The sequence below is a fragment of the Streptomyces sp. SS1-1 genome (assembly GCF_008973465.1).
Taxonomy (GTDB): domain Bacteria; phylum Actinomycetota; class Actinomycetes; order Streptomycetales; family Streptomycetaceae; genus Streptomyces.
Map to the genome: position 1 here is coordinate 6183272 of NZ_WBXN01000004.1, position 21802 is coordinate 6205073.

Sequence of the window (21802 nt, forward strand, 5' to 3'; positions counted from 1 at the left end):
CGCAGACTCACGGACAAGTGCCGGATCAATGACCGAAGTTGAACCAGTTCACGTTCACGAAGTCGGCGGGCTGGCCGCTGGTGAAGGTGAGATAGACGTCGTGCGTGCCGGTCACCGCGCCGATGTTCGCGGGGACCGTCCGCCACGACTGCCAGCCGCCGGTGTTGGCCAGCGCGAAACTGCCGATCGGCGCGTTGCCGCGGCTGTCCAGCCGTACCTCCACCAGTCCGCTGACTCCGCTCGCCGCGCCGCTCGCCACCCGCGCGACGAACTGACGGGCCGCCGTGGAGCCGAAGTTGACGCCCCTGTAGAGCGCCCAGTCCCCGTTGGCGAGGGCGCCGATGTTCTGCCCGCCGCCCGTGTCCGACGTCGACTCGGTGTAGACGCCGCTCTGCCCGTCGAACGACTCGGCCTGGATGGCGCTGTAGGCGTCACGGTTGCCCGTCGGCGGAGGTGTCGTGCCGCCGCCCCCGCCGGACGTCAGCACCTGGACGTAGTCCACGAGCATGGAGTGCCCAGGCTGCGTCCCGCCGTCGGGGCCTCCGCCGAAGGCGTCCGGGAAGCCGCCGCCCATGGCCACGTTGAGGATGATGAAGTAGCCGTGGTTGGTCGCGTTGGCCCAGGTCGTCGCGTCGACCTGGTTGGCCCGCACGGTGTGGTAGTTGACGCCGTCCAGGTAGAAGCGGATCTCCTCCACGCCGGTCGAGCGGTCCCACTCCAGCCGGTAGGTGTGGAAGCCGGCCTGGCAGGTCGTACTGGAACAGCTGGTGTTGCTCCCGATCCCGTTGTTCTCGTTGCAGGGGCCGCCCGGCGCGGTGCCGCAGTGCATGGTGGCGAACACCGTGTTCATGCCCTGGGTGTTCTCCATGATGTCCAGCTCGCCGACGCCGGGCCAGTTCCAGTAGTTGCCCCGGTACGGCGCGCCCAGCATCCAGAAGGCGGGCCAGTACCCCTTGGCGGCGGCCCCGGTCACGTTCGGCACCTGGATGCGGGCCTCCACACGGAGCTTGCCGCCGGCCGGGGGCTGGAAGTCGGTGCGGTTGGTCTCGATACGGCCCGACGTCCAGTTGCCGGACCCGTCCCGGCGGGGGGTGATGCGCAGATTGCCGTTGCCGTCGAGGGAGACGTTGTCGGTGCTGCTCGTCATCGTCTCGATCTCGCCGGTGCCCCAGTTGCCGGGGCCGCCGGGGTAGCCCTTGCCGGTGTCGTAGCGCCAGTTCGAGGTGTTCACGCCGGCGCCCGCGGAGCCGGTGAAGTCGTCGAGGAAGACCTGGGTCCAGCCCGACGGGGGCGTGGGCGCGGAGGCGCTGGCGGACGGGACGACGACACCGGCGGCGGCCGCCGCCAGACCGAGGGTGCCGAGCACGGCGACGAACACGCGCCGGACGGAGCGGCGTCTTGGGGGCATGCCGGTGAGTTCGCTCATGGGGGTGCCTCTCGGGGAGTGGGAGGTGGGGGGGAGGGGGGGAGGGGGCTGCGCGAGGGGTGACCGCTTGCCTGAGAGCGCTCTCAATCCGAGGTCAATGTGCTCTCCGGCGTGCCGATCGTCAAGAGGTGAAGCAAATAATTCCCGTGGGTGATGGGCGGGTTGATGGGCTGAAGCGTCCGGGCCGCGAACCGCGGGGCAGTTGGCTCCGAGAGCCCTACGCCTGGTGCCCCGGCCGCCACCCCAGCCCCCGGGATATCCCCCGCGCCGCGAGCCGTACGGCGGGGGCCAGCACCGGAACCCCTGCGTCGGCGTAGGGCACGACGACCGACACGGCGGCGACGACCGCACCCGCCGCGTCACGGACCGGGGCGGCCACGGAGAGGGCGTCCTCGGTGACCTGCCGGCTGCTCACCGCCACCCCGGTGCGCCGCACCTCGGCGAGCATGCGGCGCAGCCTGGCCGTATCCGTCACCGTGTACGGCGTGAACGAGGCGAGCGCCCCGGCACAGTACGACTCCTGCTCCTCCATCCCGCAGTGCGCGAGCAGCACGAGCCCGACCCCGGTGGCGTGCAGCGGCCAGCGCGCACCGACCCGTATGTGCACCCCGACCGCCGAACGCCCCGACAGCCACTCGATGTAGACGACCTCGGCCCCGTCCCGCACCGCCAACTGCACGTTCTCGTGCGTCGCCTCGTACAGGTCCTCCAGATACGGCAACGCGATCTGCCGCAACGCGGGCCCGCGCGGAGCGAGCGCCGCCAGCTCCCACAACCGCAGCCCCACGTGATAGAGCCCGCGCTCGTCCCGCTCCAGCGCACCCCACTCCCGGAGCGCCCCCACCAGCCGATGCGCTGTACTGAGACTCAGCCCGGCCCGCCGCCCGATCTCGGTGAGACTCAACGCGGGGTGCTCCAGGTCGAACGCCCCGAGCGCGGCGAGGAGACGGCCGGGGGCCGAGCGGGGGGTGCCGGGGGGTGGGGAGGAGGAAGGGGTGGCGATGGCGGGCTCCCTCCCTGGCGGGGCCACGGGACCGCACGGCACGCGGGTCGGCGAATCAACTGCCGCCGGGACGATGCCCGTTGACAGACTGTCCCGAAACCCGGTTCGCGGACCCGCGCCGCCGCTAAGCTGACAAGCGGGTGAAGACGGTTCCGGGCGCAGTGGCGATCGAGGGGAAGGCCGATCGAGACCGGGACCGAGCGGGCGACGAGGGTGACAACTCCGCACGCTTCAACAGCTGGGGCACTCGATTACCCCGAAACGGTACCGAAATCCCTCCAACGGAGGCATGATTTTTGGATCGGCGGGTACGTATGCGCCCGCCGCTGTACCGTGCAGACAGAGTGCCCCGACACTCACTTCACCCTACCCTTCTGATCAGGGAATACCGTGACCACTCGCACCAGAGCCACTGTCGGCAGCGAGCCGCGGCCATCGGCCGCCGACGCTCGGACCACCGCGCCGCGTCTCGACGCTCCGCACGACCCGAGGAGCGTCCGCGGCGTACGTCGAGCACGCGCGGCCACGCCGACACGCAAGGGGGCAGGGGTCACCTTCCAGTCGTCCATCTGAGGACAACCACCCATACCGTCATGACCGGTCCGACCGTCCCGCTGGGGCAGCTCGTACTGAAAGTGCACAGCAGATGCGACCTCGCCTGCCGGCACTGCTACATCTACGAGCACGCAGACCAGAGCTGGAGTTCCCGGCCCAAGGTGATCTCACCGGAAACGATCTCCTGGACCGCCCTCCGGCTGGCCGAGCATGCCAAGAGTCACCGACTCGCCTCCGTCCAGGTCATCCTGCACGGAGGCGAGCCGCTGCTCGCGGGCCCCGCCCGCTTACGGGCCGTCTGCGAGGCACTGACCGGCGCCCTCGACGGCATCTGCGACCTCGACCTGCGCATCCACACCAACGCCGTCCAGCTGAACCAGCGCCACCTCGACCTGTTCCTGGAGTACGGCGTCCGGGTCGGGGTCTCCCTCGACGGTGACCGCGCCGCCAACGACCGCCACCGGCTCTATGTCGACGGGCGCAGCAGCCACGACAAGGTCCTGCGGGCGATCGCCCTGCTCGACCAGGACCGGTACCGCCACCTCTACGCCGGCATCCTGTGCACCATCGACGTCCGCAACGACCCCGGCGCCGTGTACGACGCCCTCGTCGCCCTGCGGCCCCCGCGCATCGACTTCCTCCTGCCGCACGCGACCTGGGACGAGCCGCCCCTGCGCCCCGACGGCGAAGGCACCACCCCGTACGCCGACTGGCTGCTCACCGTGCATGAGCGGTGGACTCGGGCCGGCCGGCCGATGCCGGTGCGACTGTTCGACTCGGTGGTCAGCACGCTCGGCGGCGGACCCGGCCTCACCGAGGCGATGGGACTGGACGCCGCCGACGTCGTCGTCGTCGAGACCGACGGCACCTACGAACAGGCCGACTCCCTCAAGACCGCCTACGACGGAGCGCCGGCCACCGGCACGGACGTCTTCCGGCACACCCTCGACGAGGTGGCCCGCCACCCGGGCATCAGCGCCCGGCAGCACGGCCTGGACGACCTGTGCGCACAGTGCAGGGAGTGCCCCGTGGTGCGCTCCTGCGGCGGCGGCCTGTTCGCCCACCGCTACCGGTCCGACGGCACCGGCTTCCGGAACCCGTCCGTCTTCTGCGCGGATCTGAAGCAGCTGATCCACACGATCGACGCGCGGACCGGCGCCGGCGCGACCCGCCCGATCGACGGCTTCGACGCCCTCGCCGACGGCAGTGACGACGGCCGAGGCGTAGGGGAGTTGGCCCGGGTACGACGGGACGTCACCCGGAGCCTGCTCACCGCCGTCCACGAGGAGATCGGCGCCGACGCCGGCCCCGTCTGGACGGAGCCCTGGCGGCTCGCCGTCGACCTGGGGCGGCGGGACGCCGCGGTCACCGAGGCGCTGCTGTCGTACCCGTACACCCGAGGCTGGGCCGTGCGCTGCCTCGCCGGAGAGGCGCCGCCCGCACACCTGGCCTCCCTCGTCGCGTCCGCGAGCCTGACCACCCGGCCCGCCGAGCCCGTCCGGGTGCCCGTGCGCGACGGCGTGGCGCACCTTCCCGGACTCGGCAGCCTTGCCGTCCAAAGCGCCCTGCACACGGTGGAGTTGACGGGCGCGGACCTGTCCGGGCCCGGGTGGGAGCCGCTGCGGCGCATCCGCGCCGACGGGCTCGACATCGCCCTGGACGACACCGACCCTCATCGCGACTGCTACGGCCTCCCCGTCGAAGGTCCGCTGACCGACGTGCGGACCGAGGAGTCGTGGTGCCATGTGCTGCCGCAGGCCTGGGCGTTGATCCGCAAGACGCTGCCGACGGTGGCCCGCGGCATCGAGCGGAGCGTGCGCGTGATCACCCCGCTCGCCGTCCCGCACGACCCCCGGCGCCATGTGCCCGGCGGTGGCATCGGTGCCCTCGGCGTCCATCTGCACCCCGGCCCGGAGGCGGTCGCCGTCGAGATCGTGCGAGGCTTCCGGCTCGGTGTGCTGGACGCCCTCCTCGACGTGTGCGACCTCTACGACGAGGCGGACACCCGCACCGGCGAGCTGCTCGGCGACACCTTCGCGCGCGCCGCCACCGACGTGCTGCGGGACAACGAGGAGGAGGCCCGGCGTACCCGGGACCAGTGGGAGCGGCTGACACGGTCGGGGTCACTCACGCCGCTCGGCCGCCGATTCGTCGACGGGGTCGGACGCGGCCTGTGACCTCCTCCTCGCTCGCCAGGGATCTGGTGGACCTGGGCCTGCGGCCCGGAACCACCGTCCTGGCCCACGCCTCCCTGCGCAGAGTCGGCGCGGCGGACGAGGACCTGCTGGCCGCGCTGCTGGACGTCCTCGGGCCCCGAGGCACGCTCGTCGTCCCGGCGTTCACCGCCGGCAACTCCGACACCTCCCCGGCGTACCGGGACCGTGTGCGCGGCCTGAGCACCGATCAGATCCGGTCGTTCAAGGGACGGATGCCTCCGTTCGACCCGGCGAGCACGCCGTCCGAAGGCGTCGGGCGGCTCGCCGAGGCCGTGCGGCGGTCCGGTGGAGCGGTGCGCAGCGCCCACCCACAGACCTCGTTCGCCGCCCTGGGCGCGCGGGCCACAGAACTGCTCGCCGGGCACGCGGAGAACTGCCACCTGGGCGAGCGCTCCCCGCTGCGCGGTCTGTACGAGGCAGACGCCCACGTCCTGCTGCTCGGGGTCGGCTTCGAGGTGTGCAGTGCCTTCCATCTCGCCGAGTACCGCGTCCCCGACCCGCCGCGGCGGACGTACCGCTGCGTGGTCCTGCGCGACGGGGCACGCCGCTGGATCGCCTACGAGGACGTCGATCTGGACGACGGCGACTTCGGGGTGCTCGGCGCCGACTTCGAGAAGGACGACGCGGCCCACCCCGACCCCGTGGTGCGCGGCGGTCGCGTCGGCGATTCCCATGCCCGGCTGTTCCCACTCGCACGGGCCGTCGACTTCGCCGCCGGTTGGCTGGCCGGAAATCGATCCCGTCGCGTTCCCGCGGACCCGTCACAAAACGGCGCGGTGTTCCTACACTGAGTGTCCACCCCCACGGGGCCGGGGGAGGGGGACGGGATCGGGGGATCGCTTGGTGCCGATGGAACAACCGGGGGATGCCGCCGCCCCCTATTTCTTCCTCAGTTACGCCCGTATGCCGCAGGACGGCTCCGGTTCGACCAACCCCGATCTGTGGGTCCACCGTCTCTACGACGAACTCTGCGAGCACATCCAGAACATGACGGACCACCGGGGCGCCCCCGGATTCATGGACGGCACGATGCGGGTGGGCCAGATCTGGCCGCAGGAGCTGTGCGACTCGCTCGCCCGCTGCCGGGTGTTCGTGCCGCTGTACTCGCCGCGGTACTTCATCAGTACGTGGTGCGGCAGGGAGTGGGCCGCCTTCGGCAGCCGGCCCGCCCGGCATCGCGAGGCCGGACAGCCGGGCGTCCCCAGCGCCGTGGTGCCCGCCCTGTGGTCGCCGGTGCCCGACCACCGGCTGCCCGACGCCGTCAAGGACGTGCAGTACGTCCACCCCGAACTCGGGCAGAGGTACCGCACGTTCGGGCTGTACGGACTGGCCAAGCTGAGAGCCTTCCGCAACGACTACGAGAAGGCCGTCCTGCATCTCGCCCGCCGCATCGTCGACATCGGCGAGAGCATCGTCGTCGACCACGCCGAACGCGTCGAACTCAGCGGAGGACCCGACGCGTTCGCGGCCACCCCCGCCACCACGTCGACCACCGGCCGCACCCTGCGCATCAGCGTGGCGGCCCCCACCCGCGACCGGCTCCCCGAAGGCCGCAGCCCCGACTACTACGGCGACTCCGCCGTCGACTGGACGCCCTACCGCCCGGCCTCGGAGCAGCCCCTCGCGCAGGTCGCCGCAGACATCGCGGAAGGACTCGCGTTCCGGCCCGACATACGCGAGTTCGACCACACCGCCGGGCCGGCCGAGGGACCCGAGGTCGTGCTCCTCGACCGCTGGGTGCTCCGCGACCCCGAACGCCGCGCCGCCCTGGCCGCGTTCGACGCCTCCGACCTGCCACCGACCGGACTGGTCGTGCCGTGGAACGAGCACGACCCCGACAGCGACGACGCCGAGCACGAACTCGGCATGGAGGCCGAGGCCACCCTGCCCCGCCGTATCAGGCTGGGCCGGCAGGTGTGCAGACCCGCCGTCCGGGGCGTCCCGGACCAGCATTCCTTCGCCGCCGTGCTGCCCGACGTCGTGCACTGGGCGGAGGGCGAGTACCGCAAGAGGGCCCAGGCCCGGCCGCCGGCCGGACAGGGCACCGAGCGATTCCGGCTGTGCGGGAAGGACCACGCCGACAGCCGACCCCAGGGACACCGCCGGAACGCCGAGGAGGAAGACCGCGATGAGCAGCCTTGACGAACAGGACGGCCGGTCCGGCCGCATCGTCACGTTCTACTCTTACAAAGGCGGCACCGGACGGACGATGGCCCTCGCCAACGTGGCGTGGATCCTGGCCGCCAACGGCAAACGCGTCCTCGCCGTGGACTGGGACCTGGAGGCGCCGGGCCTGCACCGCTTCTTCCACCCGTTCCTCGACCCGGCCACCGTCGGCGCCACCACCGGCGTCATCGACATGCTCAAGGACTACGCCTGGGCCGCCACCGACGACACCGACCCCGGTGGCGCCGACAGCCGGCCGCCGGACTGGCACCTCGACTACGCCCGTATCCAGCGCCACGCCGTCTCCCTGGACTGGTCGTTCCCCGAGCCCGGCACCCTCGACCTGGTGTCGGCCGGGCGGCAGGACCGCGACTACTCGGGGCTCGTCAGCACCTTCGACTGGGACCACTTCTACGACGAGCTCGGCGGCGGCCTGTTCTTCGACGCGCTGCGCGAGGACATGCGCCACAACTACGACTACGTCCTCGTCGACAGCCGCACCGGGCTCTCCGACATCGCCGACATCTGCACCGCCCACCTGCCCGACGTGCTCGTCGACTGCTTCACCCTCAGCGACCAGAGCATCGACGGCGCGGCTGCCGTCGCCCACGACATCCGCGACCGGTTCCGCAGCCGCCGTATCCGCATCCTGCCCGTCCCCATGCGTATCGACGAGGGCGAGAAGGAGAAGGCGGACGCCGGTCGCGCCCTGGCCCGCGCCAAGTTCGACGGGTTCCCCTCCGGTCTGACCGAGGACGAACTCACCGACTACTGGGGCTCGGTGGAGGTGCCGTACCGGCCGTACTACGCCTACGAGGAGACACTGGCCACCTTCGGCGACGAGACCGGCAACGCCACCTCCCTGCTGTCCGCGTTCGAGCGGCTCACCGGGGTGATCAGCGGCCAGGCCGTGGTCGCCCTGCCCCGGATGCCGAAGGAACTGCGCGAGACCGTCACCGCCAAGTTCACCCGGCCCCGGCTTACCCTCCCCGTCGACCTGCACCTCAGCTACGTCTCCGAGGACCGGATGTGGGCCGACTGGATCACCTCCCAGCTGTCCCGTGCCGGGTTCAAGGTGTCCCGCCGGTACGTCGGCAGTGAGGGGGACGGCGCCGAGAAGCCCGCCGACCGGACCGTGTTCGTGCTCTCCCCGGCCTTCCAGCGCTCGGCGCGGGCCCGCCAGGTGTGGGACGCGGCCACCGGCGGAGACCTCGCGGGCCGCCGCCAGGTGGTCGCCGTCCGCGTCGGCGACCTGCGGCCCGCGCCCACGTTCGGCGAGCGGCCCGCCATCGACCTGGTGCGCACCAGCGAGAAGGTCGCCGCGTCCGCGCTGCTGAGAGCCCTCGGCAAGCCGCCGCTGCCCGCCGAGCTGACCGACGAGGTCGCGCTCCGGGACGCCCGCTTCCCGGACACCGTGCCCAAGTTCTGGAACGTCTCCCCGCGCAACGCGTCCTTCACCGGCCGCAGCGCCCTGCTGGAGAGGCTCCGCGACGGGCTCGGCAGCAGCACCTCGGGGGGCGCTCCGGCGCCGTACGCCCTCTACGGACTGGGCGGTGTCGGCAAGACGCAGATCGCGCTGGAGTACGTGCACCGCTTCGCCGCCGACTACGACCTGGTGTGGTGGATCCCCTCCGAGCAGAACGAACTGGTCGTCTCCTCGCTCACCGACCTCGCCCGCCGGCTGGGCCTGCGCGTCGGTGACGACGCCGCCCAGGCCGCCCTCGAGGTCTGCGACCACTTGCGCCAGTCCTCGGCGCTGCGCTGGCTGCTCGTCTTCGACAACGCCGACGAACCACAGGAGGTCAGCCGGCACTTCCCCGGCGGCACCGGCCATGTCCTGGTCACCTCCCGCAACCAGACCTGGCTGCACTTCGGCGAGGCCCTGGAGATCGACCCGTTCCTGCGCGAGGAAAGCGTCGAGCACCTGCTGCGCCGGGCCGCCGACCTCACCACCGAGGAGGCCGACCGGGTGGCCGCCGCCGTCGGCGACCTGCCGCTCGCGCTCGACCAGGCCGGTGCCTGGCTCGCCGAGACCGGCACCCCCGTCGACACCTACCTCGCCGAACTCGAGCACCAGGCGGCGAGAGTGCTGTCCCTCAGCCAGCCCGCCAACTACCCGGAGCCCGTCGGCGCCACCTGGAACGTCTCCATCGAACGGCTCAAGGAGCGCTCCCCGGCGGCCGTACGCCTGCTCCAGCTGTGCGCCTTCTTCGCGGCCGAACCCATCTCCATGGAGCTGCTGTACGGCGACGAGATGACCAGCGTCCTGTCCGAGCTGGACCCCTCCCTCCAGGAGAAGATGGTGCTCGGCCGGGTGATCCGCGAGATCGGGCGGTTCGCCCTCGCCAAGGTGGACCGGGCGACCGAGTCGATCCAGGTGCATCGGCTGGTGCAGTCGGTGATCCGTTCGCAACTGACCGCACGGGAGCAGGAGGACGCCCAGCACGTCGTGCACCGCATCCTGGCAGGCGCACGCCCGTCCGGTGAGGAACCCATCGACGACCCCAAGAACCAGCCCACCTTCGCCGCGATCTGGCCGCACCTGGAGGCGTCCGAGGCCAGCACCTGCGACGAGCCGAAGACCCGACAGCTCCTCATCGACCGCGTGCGCTACCTGTGGAAACGCGGCGACCTGAACGCCGCGCTGTCCTTCGCGGGCTCCCTGCGCAGCCTGTGGGAGCAGCAACTGGCCGACAGCCGGGCCCGGATCGCCGACCTGGAGGCGCGCCGGAACGGAGGACCCGCATCCGACGGGGGCCGTTCCGTCGACCCCCGCGCCCCGCGCACCCTCGCAGAGGAACGGCGGTACGCGGCGGAACTCCACACCCAGCTGCTCCACCTGCGCTTCCACGTCGCGAACGTCCTGCGCTCCCTGGGCAAGTACGTCGAGGCCGAGGAACTGGGCTCCGACACCCTCACCCAGCAGCGTGCCCTGCTGCTGCCAGGACACCCGCACATCCTGATGACGGCCAGCGGCCTCGCCACCGACCTCGGCAGCATCGGCCGGTTCGAGGAGGCCCTGGAGCTGGCGACCGAGGCGTACGACGGCTTCAAGGAGAACTTCGGCGACGACCACCCGCGCACCCTCGCGGCCAACAACAACCGCGCGGTGTGCCTGCGGCTGCTCGGCCGGTACACCGAGGCCCGGGACGTCGACCAGGAGATCTACGACCTGCGGCGCAACGACCTCGGCGCCACGCACCCCCACACCCTGATCAGCATCAGCAACCTGGGGCGCGACCTGCGCGAGACCGGCCAGTACGAGCCGTCCATGTCCCTGCTGCGCAGCAGTTACGACGCGTACCGGCAGTTGTTCGGCGACCTGTACCCGGAAACCCTGCGCAGCGCCAAGAGCCTCGCCGTGTCGTTGCGCAAGGCGGGGCGGGTGGACGAGGCGCGGGCACTGACCCAGCAGACGCGGGAGCAGTACCGGTTGCGGGACACCCCCGCGACCACACCCGACGTGCTGGACTGCACCCTGAACTACGCCACCGACCTGTACGCCACCGGCGCGCGCGAGGAGGCGCTCTCGCTGGCGGTGGACATCGTGCGCCAATACCGCACGGCGCCCGGCGAGCGGCACCCGGCGACACTCGCCGCCGTCAACAACCTCGGGATCTTCCTGCGGGGTTCCGGCGAGGTGAGCCGGGCGCGGGCGCTGCTGGAGAAGAACCTCGCCACCTTCAGGGAGGTCCTCGGCGACCGGCACCCGCACACTCTGGCCTGCGCCGTGAACCTCGCCAACGTGCTGGCGGAGCTGAACGAACTCGGCGCGACGGAGGAGTTGGAGCGGATGGCGGTGGCGGGCTTCCAGCCGACCCTCGGCGACCAGCACCCGGACACCATCGTCTCCCGTGCCAACCTGGGCGTGACCTTACGCGCCCTGCACCGGGAGCCGGAGGCCGACCAGCTCCGCAAGAGCAGCCTCGAGGAGTTCGTCCGGCTGCTCGGCGAGAACCATCCCCACACGGTCAGCGTCCGGGAGGGCAAGCGCATCCACCGGGACCTGGAGCCGCCGGCCGTGTGACCGGCGGCGTGGTCAGACGGGGTCGGCGGCCAGCCGGGAGCGTCCGCCGACCAGCCAGGTGAACACGTCCGGCAGGACCCGCAGAGAGGCGAAGTGCGCCTCCTCCGGGTGCAGGACGGCCCGCCCTCCGGGAATGCGCTCGGCCAGCCACTTGGTGTGGCTGGCCGGGGAGAAACCGTCCCGTTCACCGTGCCACAGCAGCACCGGCACGGTGATGTCCGCCGGCGAGAAACCCCAGGGCGCGCAGAAGGACAGGGCGTCGTCCACCCAGCCGTCCGCGGAGACGCTGAGTGCCTCCTGGTAGTTGCGCAGCAGCATCGCCCGGATCCCCGCGTCGGCGATCACCCGCAGATCCGACTCGGTGAGTTCCCAGCGGAGTTGCGCCAGGAGTTTGCGGGGATCGGACCGGATGTCGGCGGACCGTTTGCGCAGGCTGTCCGCCAGCTCGTCGGGACCGTCCTCGGCCTTGGAGTACTCGTTGACGTTGGAGGCGGTCATGCCCGCGAACCAGTCGAGGCCGTCCGCGTCCCGTGGGGCGAGGCTGACCAGGACGGCGGCCCGGGTCACCCGATCCGGCAGCAGGGCCGCGCAGGCGAGGGCGTGCGGGCCGCCGCCGGAGCGGCCGACCACCGCGAAACGCTCCACGCCCAGGGCGTCCGCGATGGCCGCGACGTCCTGCGAGACATGCGCGACCCGGCGGCCCGGAAGCCGGTCCGAGGGGCCGTATCCGGGGCGGTCGTAGGTGATGAGCCGGACCCGCTGGTGGTAGAGCAGCATCGGCCGGGGCGCCGGCCCCAGCCGGCTGCCGGGTGTGCCGTGCAGCAGGAACACGGGTGAGCCGCCGGGATCTCCGCTGATCTCGACGGCTAATCGTCTCCCGTCCCCCGTGTGCACCTCTCTGAGCATGCGCGGCCCCCTCTCGACGCCCCCGCCCGCTGCGGCATGCCGTGTGGTCGTGCATCGGCCATTCCCCATCGTGCCCCAGATCATCCTGGTGTGCGCGTGTTTCCGGCCCGCCGCGAACGGCTCTCAGACCACCCCCAACGTCCAGCTCCACCGATGCACCCCCGGCCCCACGAGGTACCCAGGCGACGTATCGGGCCCGCACGATGCCGTCCCCAAGCCGCGGTGGACCGCGTCGACATGGATCACGCAGCTGGGGCGGGGGACCAGTTCGGCGTGGTGGCGGGCCCTGGTGAGGTCCTCGGGGCGGAAGCGGGTCACCGATACCTGGCGTGGTTCGTCCAGCGTGACGCGTAGAGCGCGTCCAGCCGCACCGGACAGCGTGAAGTGGCGCACCCCGTGCCGGCCGCCGCTCTCCTGGGGGCGCAGGTACGGCGTGAACAACTCGTCCACCGGGCCGGTGTGGTGGCCGACTGGGGCGCCGGCCGCGCGGTCGGGGTAGGACTCCCACGGGCCCTGGCCGAACCAGTCCATACGGTCGAGACCGGCGACCGTCTCGAAGACCGTGCCGACCCTCGCCACGTCGTCGAACTCCGCCGGCAGCTCGGCCTCCTCCTCGATCCGCACCCCGCCCTCGACGGGCGTCAGCACCTGCCGGTGCCGTACGACGGCCGACCCTGCCGTGTAGACCGCCTCCACAGTGGTGCGGCCGGGCTCCTCCCGGACGGACACGACCTCGCGGGTGAGCGTGTCCAGGCCCCAGTCCCGCCAGCGGCCGGCCATGCCGCCGATCTCGTCGTTGTCGGTGGGCGCCCGCCAGAGGGTGAGGGTGGGGGGTGCCGTCAGCAGAGAGTGGCGGAGGAGGCCTTCGGCGTCCACCTGCACCGCGCCGCTCACCGGTTGCACGGGCACCGGGGACGGGCCGCGCAGGCGCACCTGCGGTACGCACAGTTCCGTGCCGCGTGGCGCCCACGGCTGGGCCTCCGCCACCGTCACCCGCAGCGTCAGCCACGCCTCGCCGCCCTCCTCCGGCAGCTCGAAGGGCAGCGGTACGGCGGCCGTTCGGCCGGGGCGCAGATCGGGCAGGTCGGCGGGGGCGTGCAACGTCCTGCCGTCGGCCAGGTCCAGGCGCCACTCGCCCGTCAGCCAGTCCAGGGTTCGGAAGTGCTGGTGATTGGTGAGCAGGACGCCCCCCTGCTCTACGCCCTCGATCCGTACCGGCGCCGCGATCTCGCGGTGCTCGTACAGAGCCGGCTTGGGCGCCCGGTCCGGGAACACCACGCCGTCCGCGATGAACGCCCCGTCGTGCACGCGCTCGCCGAAGTCGCCGCCGTACGCCCAGCGGTGGCCGGGCGGGGCGATGCCGTCGCCCCGGAGGGCGGGGCCGGTGCGGCCGGCCGGGTGGCCGTCGCTCAGGCGTTGCAGGATGCCGTGGTCCCACAACTCCCAGATGAAGCCGCCCTGGAGGCCCGGTGTGGACTCCACGGCCGTCCAGAAGTCGGCGAGTGTGCCGTTGCTGTTGCCCATCGCGTGCGAGTACTCGCACTGGATGAGCGGCCGGGTCTGGCGGCCCGACAGGGCGTGTGCCACGCACTCCTCGATCGGCGCGTACATCGGGCAGGCGATGTCGGAGGCGTCGTCCGTCGCCGCCCAGTCCAGCTTCGCCGCCCCCTCGTACTGGATCGGGCGCGTCGGGTCGTGGTGGCGGACCCAGCCGGCCGCCGCGTCGTGGTGGGCGCCGTAGTCGGACTCGTTGCCCAGCGACCAGACGATCACCGACGGGTGGTTCTTGTCGCGCAGCACCATGCGCGACACCCGGTCCACGAAGGCGTTGAGGTAGCGCGGGTCGTCGGCGATCTCGTGGGCGTGGTCGTGGGACTCGATGTCGGCCTCGTCGACGACGTAGAAGCCGAGTTCGTCGGCCAGGTCGTACAGCGCGGGGTCGTTCGGGTAGTGGGCGGTGCGGATCGCGTTGAAGCCGAAGCGCTTGAGGAGGACCAGGTCGGCGCGCATGTCCTCGGCGGTCACGGTCCGGCCGGTCAGGGGGTGGAAGTCGTGCCGGTTCACGCCTCGGATGTAGATCCGTTCCCCGTTGACCAGGAGGTCCCTGCCCGTGATCTCCACGTCCCGGAAGCCGACCCGGTGCCGGGAGGTGTCGGCGACCGTGCCGTCGGCGCGGTGCAGCCGGATGGTCAGGGGGTACAGGGCAGGGGTTTCCGCCGTCCAGGGGCGTACCTCCGGCACCGTCGTCGTCAGGCGGGCCTCGCCCAGGAACGTCGAGACCCGCTCGTCCTCGGCGTTGGCCGCGTCGAGCGCGGTGTCCTGGGCGAGGGGAAGGCCGTCGAGGTCCCCGGTCAGGTACCAGCCCTCCGGGAGCGCACCAAGCGCGTCCCGTACCTGGCAGTCGACCCGCAGCTCGCCGTCGCGCCGCGCGCGGACGGTCACGTCGGCCAGGTGCAGCGGGTCCGTCGCGTACAGCAGGACGGAGCGGGTGAGGCCGCCGTGCCACCACTGGTCCTGGTCCTCGATGTGGGAGGCGTCGGACCACTTGACGACGGTCAGCCGGACGGTGGCCCGCCCGCCCGGCCGGACCGCCTTCGTCAGGTCGAACTCGGCGGCCAGGTGCGAGTCCTTGGAGATACCCACGGGGCGGCCGTCGACGTGGACCAGCAGGACGCTCTCGGCCGCCCCGACCTGGAGCACGATCCGGTGTCCGGCCCAGCCGGCGGGCACGTCCACCTCCCGTTCGTACACGCCGGTCGGGTTGGCGGCGGGGGAGTGCGGCGGGATGTCGGGGAACGGCATCGTGACGTTGGTGTACTGCGGCAGGTCGCCGCTGTCCTGGAGGGTCCAGGCGCCGGGGACGTACGCCGTCGACCAGGCACCGCCGACCGGCGCGTCCGGAGCCGGCAGCAACTGGAAACGCCAGTCGCCGTCCAAGGGGATGGCTCCGGAGCGCCGGTCGACGGCGTTCATGGGGAGGCGGTTCCAGGAGGTCAGCTCGGGCGCCTCCCAGGGGCGCAGCGCGATCAGCGGGTCGGGGGAGCTGGGGGAGTCGGGGGAGAGGGTCATCCGCGGACGGCTCCTTTGGCGAGGTCGCCGATGATCTGCCGGGCGCCGATCGCGAAGACGATCAGCAGCGGGATCAGGGCGAGGACGGCACCGGTCATCACCATGCCGTAGTCGGTGGTGCCGTGGGTGCCGTTGAGCTGGGACAGCGCGACCTGGAGGGTGACGTTGTCGGGGTTGGTCAGGGCGATCAGCGGCCACGCGTAGTCGTTCCACTGGCCCATGAACGTGAAGATGCCGAGGAAGGCGAGCCCGGGGCGGACGACCGGGAGGGCGACGTGCCAGTACTGGCGCAGGAAGTTCGCGCCGTCCAGGCGGGAGGCGTCGAGCAGTTCGTCGTGGATGGCGCTGCGCATGTACTGGCGCATCCAGAAGATGCCGAAGGCGTTGGCGGCGGCCGGCACGATCAGCGAGGTCATCGAACCGATCCAGCCGATCTTCGCCATGATCACGAACTGTGGGATCGCGGCCATCTGGGCCGGGACCATGAAGATCAGCATGAGCAGCGCGAACAGCGCGTTCCGGCCGGGGAAGGCGAACTTCGCGAACACGAAGGCCGCGAGCGAGTCGAGGAACAGCACGAGGAACGTCACCGCCGTCGCGACGAGCAGCGAGTTCGCCATCGACCCGAAGAAGTCGACCGTGTCGAACAGGTGCCGGACGTTCTCCGTGAAGTGCGAGCCCGGCAGCAGGTTCGGCGGGTAGGAGAAGATCTCCGACGAGGTGTGCGTCGACATGATCACGGCCCAGTAGAACGGGAAGGCCGAGAGCAGCACACCGATGATCAGGGACGCGTGCAGCGCGATGCCCCGGCGTCCGGAGCCCTTGATGGATGCCATGTCGCGGCCTTCCTACTGTTCGCCCCGGCGCTGCACCAGGCGCCAGTTGATGAGGGAGAAGAGGACGACGACCAGGAAGATGCCCCACGCCACGGCGGCGCCGTACCCGAAGTCGTTGTTGTCGAAGGTCTGCTGGAAGAAGTAGAGGACCATCGTGCGGCCGGCGTGGTCCGGGCCGCCGGAGAACGTGGACTCGTTGGCGGTGGTCTGGAGCAGGACCTGCGGTTCGGAGAAGCTCTGCAGTCCGGTGACCGTCGAGACGACGAGCACGAACAGCAGGGTCGGCCGCAGCAGCGGCAGCGTGATCCGGAAGAAGGTCTGCACGGGACCGGCGCCGTCGATCCGCGCCGCCTCGTACAGGTCGCCGGGGATGGTCTGGAGCCCGGCGAGGAAGATGATCGCGTTGTAGCCGGTCCACTGCCAGGTCATCAGGGTGGCGATGGCGATTTTGATGCCCCACGGGGTGTTCAGCCAGGCCACCTGGTCCAGGCCGACCGCCTGCAGCAGGGCGTTCACCAGGCCGAAGTTGGTGGAGAAGACCGACCCGAAGACGATGGCGATCGCGACGACGGACGTGACGTTCGGCAGGAAGTACGCGAACCGGTAGGCGTTCTTGAAGCGGACCGCCGAGTTGAGCATCACGGCCGTCACCATCGCCAGGAAGATCATGGGGAAGGTGGCCAGCGCCCAGATGATCAGGGTGGTCCCGATCGACTGCCAGAAGTCGGCGTCGGTGAACAGGTACTGATACTGCGTCAGGCCCGCCCACTCCATCGAGCCGAGCCCGTCCCAGCGGTGGAACGAGAGATAGAGCGAGAAGCCGACCGGGATCAGGCCGAAGGCCAGGAAGAGCAGGTAGAACGGGGAGATCGCGGCGTACAGGTGCCAGTGCCTGCGCCACCCCGCGCGGGGCGGGGCCGAGGCGGGCCGTATCCGGTCCACGGCCGGCGGGGTCTGTTCGGCGACGGCCATCAGAACGCCACCCCCAGGTGTTTGGCGATGCGCCGGCACGAGACCATGGCGTCCTCCCAGGCTTTCGCGGGGTCCTTGCCGAGGACGCCGACGTTCTTGATCTCGTCCCGGATCGGCTGCCCGAGCGCGATGTCGTAGGGGCTGTTGAAGGCGACCGGGATCTTCTCGGCGGCCGGCCCGAAGACGTCCATCGTGATCTGGCCGCCGAAGAACGGGTCCGGCTCACGCAGCTTCGGCAGCGCGTACGACGCCGGGGTCGACGGGAACAGGCCGGCGTCGACGAACCCCTGCGCCTGGTTGCCGGCGTCGAGCATCCAGCTGATGATCTCGAACGCCCGCTCGGGCTCCCGGCAGGCCTTCGTGATCGCCAGGAAGGAGCCGCCGACGTTGGAGGGACCGCCCGGGCAGTCCGCCACCCGCCACCGGCCCTTGGTCTTCGGGTAGGCGAGCTTGAGGTCGCCCGCCGCCCAGGAGGCGTTGAGCTGGCTGGGCAGCTTGCCCTTCTCGGTGGCCGAGATGGAGTCGGGGGTGCCGGACACGATGTCCGACACGATGCCGCGCCGCTTCGCCTCCACGGCCCGGTCCCAGCAGGCGCGCACATGCGGGCCGTCGCCGATGAACCGCCGCTCCTCGTCGACGAACCGGCTGGTGCCCTGCCCGATCGACATCTCGAAGACGCTGACGACGTCGGTCAGGATGTACGTGCCGGGCAGCCGCTTCCTCAGCCGCTCACCGGCCGCGAAGAACTTCTCCCAGGTGTCCAGCTCCCGCGAGACGTCCGCGGGCTCGTGGGGCAGCCCGGCCTTCTCGTAGACGGCGGGCTGGTAGTAGTGCACGACCGGGCCGACGTCGATCGGCAGGCCGACGACGCTGCCGTCCGGGGCGACGGCCTGCTCCCACTTCCAGTCCAGATAGCGGCTCTTGAGCCTGTCCGCGCCGAGTGTGCGCAGGTCCACGAACTGGTCGGCGTTCGGGAGGTAGGACGCCATGTCCTCGCCCCGCAGCCCGGCGATGTCCGGGATGTGGGCCCGGCCGGCCAGGGTGGTGATCAGCTTGGAGCGGTAGTAGCCGCCGATCTGGATGGCGTCGAGGTCGACGGAGCCGCCGTAGCGCGCCTTGGCGTTCTTCACGACCGTGTCGCTCAGACCGCCGCTCCAGTACCACAGCACCATGTTCCGGCCGGTGGAGCCGGTCGGGACGGCACAGCCGGACGCCAGGCCGCCGAGCGCGGTGGCGGCCGTACCGGCCAGGCCCGCGCGCAGCAGGCCTCTTCGTGAGAGCCGCACAGCTCCCACCGCCTTTCGGATCTGTTCGAATCTTCGCGGGGAGGGGGTGTGGGGGTGGGTCACCGCCGCGGTGCGGGCGGCGTGACGGGCGGGTACGCGACGGGCGGCCCCGGGTCGGCCGGGAGCCGGTCCGCGAGGAAGCCGTACGCCCGCCGCAGGCCGGGGTCGGTCAGGGAGCGCCACCAGCGGTCGACGCCGTACCAGCCGGGGGCGGCGAGCGCCCCGCCGGGGTGGGCGACCGAGAGGCCGGCGGCGAGGACCGCGAACCGCAGGCGCTCCTCGAGTGGCCAGCCGCCGAGCGAGGCGGCGACGAAGCTCGCCCCGAAGACGTCCCCGGCACCCGTCGGGTCGAGGACATCGATGTCAAGAGCGGGCACCTCGGCGTACTCGCCGGTCGTCTGGTCCACGGCGAGCGCGCCCCGCCCGCCTCGGGTGACCACGGCCACCGGCACCAGCCCGGCGAGGGCGCGCAGCGCCTCGGACGCGCTGCCGGTGCGGGTGTAGGCCATGGCCTCGGCCTCGTTGGGGAGGAAGGCGTGGCACAGGGAGAGCTGGTCGAGGAGGTCGCGGGGCCACCGCCCGGTGGCGTCCCAGCCGACGTCGGCGTACACCTGGGTGCCGTTCGCGGCGGCCTCGGCGAGCCAGGCGCGGGGCTCCGGCTCCAGGTGCACGAGGGCCGTGCGCGCCGGGGGCGGGCCGGCCATCAGCGTGTCCTGGCTGTACGGGGGCTCCTGGCCGTGGGTGACCAGGGCGCGGTCGCGGCCGTACGCCAGGGAGACGGTGACCGGGGTGGGCCAGCCGCTCGCCGTGCGGGACAGCGAGAGGTCGACGCCCTCCTGGCCGGCGAGGACGTCCCGGCAGTACGCGCCGTACAGGTCGTCGCCGAGGACGGTGGCGAGCGAGGTGCGCAGGCCGAGGCGGGCGGCGGCGACCGCGAGGTTGGCGATGCCGCCGGGGCCGCAGCCCATGCCGTCCGTCCAGATCTCCTCGCCGGGGGTGGGCGGTCCGCCGAGCCCGGTGAGGACGAGGTCGTAGAAGAGCAGCCCGGTCAGCAGCACATCGGGCCGGTCGTCGTCCACGGGTGCGTCCTCTCGCTCGGGTCCCGCCGGAGATCGTCAGAACTCTTCACTTCGGTGACCGGAATCGTGCGCCGCCCGACGGGATTGGTCAATACCCGAGCAGAAATGAGCATGGCGATGATTGAAAATGACGAGTAGTGTTCACGGCGTGCTGGCAGAACGACGACACCAACTCATCCTGCGGGCCCTGCGCTCCGGCGGGCCCGCGGCCGTCACCGACCTCTCCGAGCAGCTGGGCGTCAGCCCCGCCACGATCAGGCGCGACCTGGTCAAGCTGGAGGAGGACGGACTCCTCACCCGGGTGCACGGCGGCGCCGTGGCCGACGAGGGCGACCAGCCCTTCGCCGAGGTCGCCGGGGTACGGGTGCCCGAGAAGGACGCCATAGCGGCGTACGCCGCCGCGCTGGTCGAGGACGGCCAGTCGGTGCTGCTGGACATCGGCACCACGGCCTTCAGGCTGGCCCGGCAGCTGCACGGCCGCCGGCTCACCGTGATCACCAGCAACCTGGTGGTCTACGAGGAACTCGCCGACGACGAGGGCATCGAACTGGTGCTGCTCGGCGGCATGGTGCGCCGCGAGTACCGCTCCCTGGTCGGCTTCCTCACCGAGGACAACCTGCGCCAGCTGCACGCCGACTGGGTCTTCCTCGGCACCAGCGGAGTGCGGCCGGGCGGGCAGGTGATGGACACGACGGTCGTCGAGGTACCGGTGAAACGGGCCATGATCAAGGCCGGCGCCAAGGTCGTCCTGCTCGCGGACGCGGCGAAGTTCCCCGGCCACGGCATGGCCAAGGTGTGCGGTCCCGAGGACCTGGACGTGGTGGTGACGAACGCGCCGGTCGACACGGCGACACGGACCTCCTTCGAGGAGGCCGGCGTCGAGGTCGTCGTGGCGGGAAAGGTGCAGACGTGAGGCTGACGATTCTCGGCGGCGGAGGATTCCGCGTACCGCTCGTGTACGGCGCGCTCCTGACGGACCACGCCGAGGGCCGGGTGACCCGGGTCGTGCTGCACGACCTGGACGCCGGCCGGCTCGACGCCGTGACCCGGGTGCTCGCCGAGCAGGCCGCCGGGGTGCCCGACGCCCCCGAGGTCACCGCCACCACCGACCTCGACGAGGCCCTGCGCGGCGCCGACTTCGTGTTCTCCGCGATCCGCGTCGGCGGCCTCCAGGGCCGGGCCGACGACGAACGGGTCGCGCTCGCCGAGGGCGTCCTCGGCCAGGAGACCGTCGGCGCGGGCGGCATCGCCTACGGCCTGCGCACCGTGCCGGTCGCCGAGGACATCGCCCGCCGCGTCGCCCGGCTCGCCCCCGACGCCTGGGTCATCAACTTCACCAACCCCGCCGGACTGGTCACCGAGGCCATGTCCCGCCACCTCGGCGACCGCGTCATCGGCATCTGCGACTCACCGGTCGGCCTCGGCCGCCGTATCGCCCGCGTGCTCGGGGTGAACAACCCCGCCGAGGCGTGGATCGACTACGTCGGCCTCAACCACCTCGGCTGGGTCCGCGGCCTGCGCGTGGCCGGGCGGGACGAACTCCCGCGGCTGCTCGCCGACCCCGAACTGCTCGGCTCCTTCGAGGAGGGCAAGCTGTTCGGCACCGACTGGCTGCGCTCCCTCGGCGCCATCCCCAACGAGTACCTGCACTACTACTACTTCAACCGGGAGGCCGTACGCGCCTACCAGGAGGCCGAGCGCACCCGCGGCGCCTTCCTGCGCGACCAGCAGGCCGGCTTCTACGACCGGCTGCGCGACCCGGACGCCCCCGCCCTGGAGATCTGGGACCGCACCCGCGCCGAGCGCGAGGCCACCTACATGTCCGAGAACCGGGAGACCGCCGGCGCCGGCGAACGCGACGCCGACGACCTGTCCGGCGGCTACGAGAAGGTGGCGCTGGCGCTGATGCGGGCCATCGCCCGCGACGAACGCACCACCCTGATCCTCAACGTCCGCAACCGGCACACCCTGTCGGTGCTCGACACCGACGCCGTCATCGAGGTGCCCTGCCTGGTCGACGCCAACGGCGCCCACCCGGTCGCCGTCGCCCCGCTGCCCGACCACGCCACCGGGCTCGTCTGCTCGGTCAAGGCCGTCGAACGCGAGGTGCTGGCCGCCGCCGAGTCCGGCTCGCGCACCACCGCCGTCAAGGCGTTCGCGCTGCATCCGCTGGTCGACTCGGTCGGCGTGGCCCGCCGGCTGGTCGAGGGCTACACCTCCGTCCACCCCGGTCTCGCCTACCTCACCTGACACCCCCGCTC

14 protein-coding genes are annotated in these 21802 nt (G+C 71.7%); 6 read left to right on the plus strand and 8 right to left on the minus strand.

Going from position 1 to position 21802, the window contains the following annotated elements; translation table 11 throughout:
- Positions 1–25: 25 nt before the first annotated feature.
- Positions 26–1426 (minus strand): glycoside hydrolase family 16 protein, encoded by a 1401-nt coding sequence (locus F8R89_RS29565; RefSeq protein WP_151786805.1) that lies wholly within the window; start codon positions 1424–1426, stop codon positions 26–28.
- 217 nt (positions 1427–1643) lie between these two features.
- On the minus strand, positions 1644–2429 hold the full coding sequence (locus F8R89_RS29570; RefSeq protein ID WP_192806401.1) for an IclR family transcriptional regulator: 786 nt from the start codon (positions 2427–2429) through the stop codon (positions 1644–1646).
- A 593-nt stretch (positions 2430–3022) separates the two neighbouring features.
- Between F8R89_RS29570 and F8R89_RS29575 the strand changes: the two genes are divergently transcribed.
- Genes F8R89_RS29575 through fxsT form a run of 4 tightly spaced genes read left to right on the plus strand, consistent with a single transcriptional unit; the run spans position 3023 to position 11393 of the window.
- On the plus strand, positions 3023–5161 hold the full coding sequence (locus F8R89_RS29575; RefSeq protein WP_225994531.1) for an FxsB family cyclophane-forming radical SAM/SPASM peptide maturase: 2139 nt from the start codon (positions 3023–3025) through the stop codon (positions 5159–5161).
- Positions 5158–5991: an aminoglycoside N(3)-acetyltransferase gene (locus F8R89_RS29580; protein ID WP_225994532.1), complete on the plus strand. Its 834-nt coding sequence runs from the start codon at positions 5158–5160 to the stop codon at positions 5989–5991. The genes F8R89_RS29575 and F8R89_RS29580 overlap by 4 nt, the downstream gene beginning before the upstream one ends.
- A 58-nt stretch (positions 5992–6049) precedes the next feature.
- Complete coding sequence (locus F8R89_RS29585) at positions 6050–7342, plus strand: TIR-like protein FxsC (protein ID WP_225994666.1); 1293 nt, start codon at positions 6050–6052, stop codon at positions 7340–7342.
- Positions 7329–11393 carry an FxSxx-COOH system tetratricopeptide repeat protein gene (gene fxsT / locus F8R89_RS29590; RefSeq protein WP_151786807.1) on the plus strand — a complete coding sequence of 1355 codons (4065 nt, stop codon included), beginning with the start codon at positions 7329–7331 and terminating at the stop codon, positions 11391–11393. The genes F8R89_RS29585 and fxsT overlap by 14 nt, the downstream gene beginning before the upstream one ends.
- Positions 11394–11405: 12 nt before the next feature.
- Here fxsT and F8R89_RS29595 read toward each other — a convergent pair whose 3' ends face one another.
- The 6 genes from F8R89_RS29595 to F8R89_RS29620 form a co-directional block, all read right to left on the minus strand.
- The gene (locus F8R89_RS29595; RefSeq protein WP_151786808.1) at positions 11406–12299 is read right to left on the minus strand and encodes an alpha/beta fold hydrolase; all 894 of its coding nucleotides are present in this window, start codon (positions 12297–12299) and stop codon (positions 11406–11408) included.
- 123 nt (positions 12300–12422) lie between these two features.
- Positions 12423–15368 carry a glycoside hydrolase family 2 TIM barrel-domain containing protein gene (locus F8R89_RS29600; RefSeq protein ID WP_151786809.1) on the minus strand — a complete coding sequence of 982 codons (2946 nt, stop codon included), beginning with the start codon at positions 15366–15368 and terminating at the stop codon, positions 12423–12425.
- Positions 15365–16204 (minus strand): carbohydrate ABC transporter permease, encoded by an 840-nt coding sequence (locus F8R89_RS29605; RefSeq protein ID WP_151786810.1) that lies wholly within the window; start codon positions 16202–16204, stop codon positions 15365–15367. Before F8R89_RS29605 ends, F8R89_RS29600 begins: the two co-directional genes overlap by 4 nt.
- Before the next feature lie 12 nt (positions 16205–16216).
- Positions 16217–17176 carry a carbohydrate ABC transporter permease gene (locus F8R89_RS29610; RefSeq protein ID WP_151786811.1) on the minus strand — a complete coding sequence of 320 codons (960 nt, stop codon included), beginning with the start codon at positions 17174–17176 and terminating at the stop codon, positions 16217–16219.
- Complete coding sequence (locus tag F8R89_RS29615) at positions 17176–18462, minus strand: ABC transporter substrate-binding protein (RefSeq protein WP_151786812.1); 1287 nt, start codon at positions 18460–18462, stop codon at positions 17176–17178. The genes F8R89_RS29610 and F8R89_RS29615 overlap by 1 nt, the downstream gene beginning before the upstream one ends.
- 59 nt (positions 18463–18521) lie before the next feature.
- Positions 18522–19541 (minus strand): carbohydrate kinase family protein, encoded by a 1020-nt coding sequence (locus tag F8R89_RS29620; protein WP_151786813.1) that lies wholly within the window; start codon positions 19539–19541, stop codon positions 18522–18524.
- 148 nt (positions 19542–19689) lie between these two features.
- Here F8R89_RS29620 and F8R89_RS29625 point away from each other — a divergent pair, with 148 nt between their 5' ends.
- Entirely contained in the window at positions 19690–20454 is a 765-nt protein-coding gene (locus F8R89_RS29625; RefSeq protein ID WP_151786814.1) for a DeoR/GlpR family DNA-binding transcription regulator, read from the plus strand.
- Positions 20451–21791, plus strand: a complete 1341-nt coding sequence (locus F8R89_RS29630) for a 6-phospho-beta-glucosidase (RefSeq protein WP_151786815.1) — start codon at positions 20451–20453, stop codon at positions 21789–21791. Before F8R89_RS29625 ends, F8R89_RS29630 begins: the two co-directional genes overlap by 4 nt.
- The last annotated feature ends 11 nt before the right edge of the window (positions 21792–21802 follow it).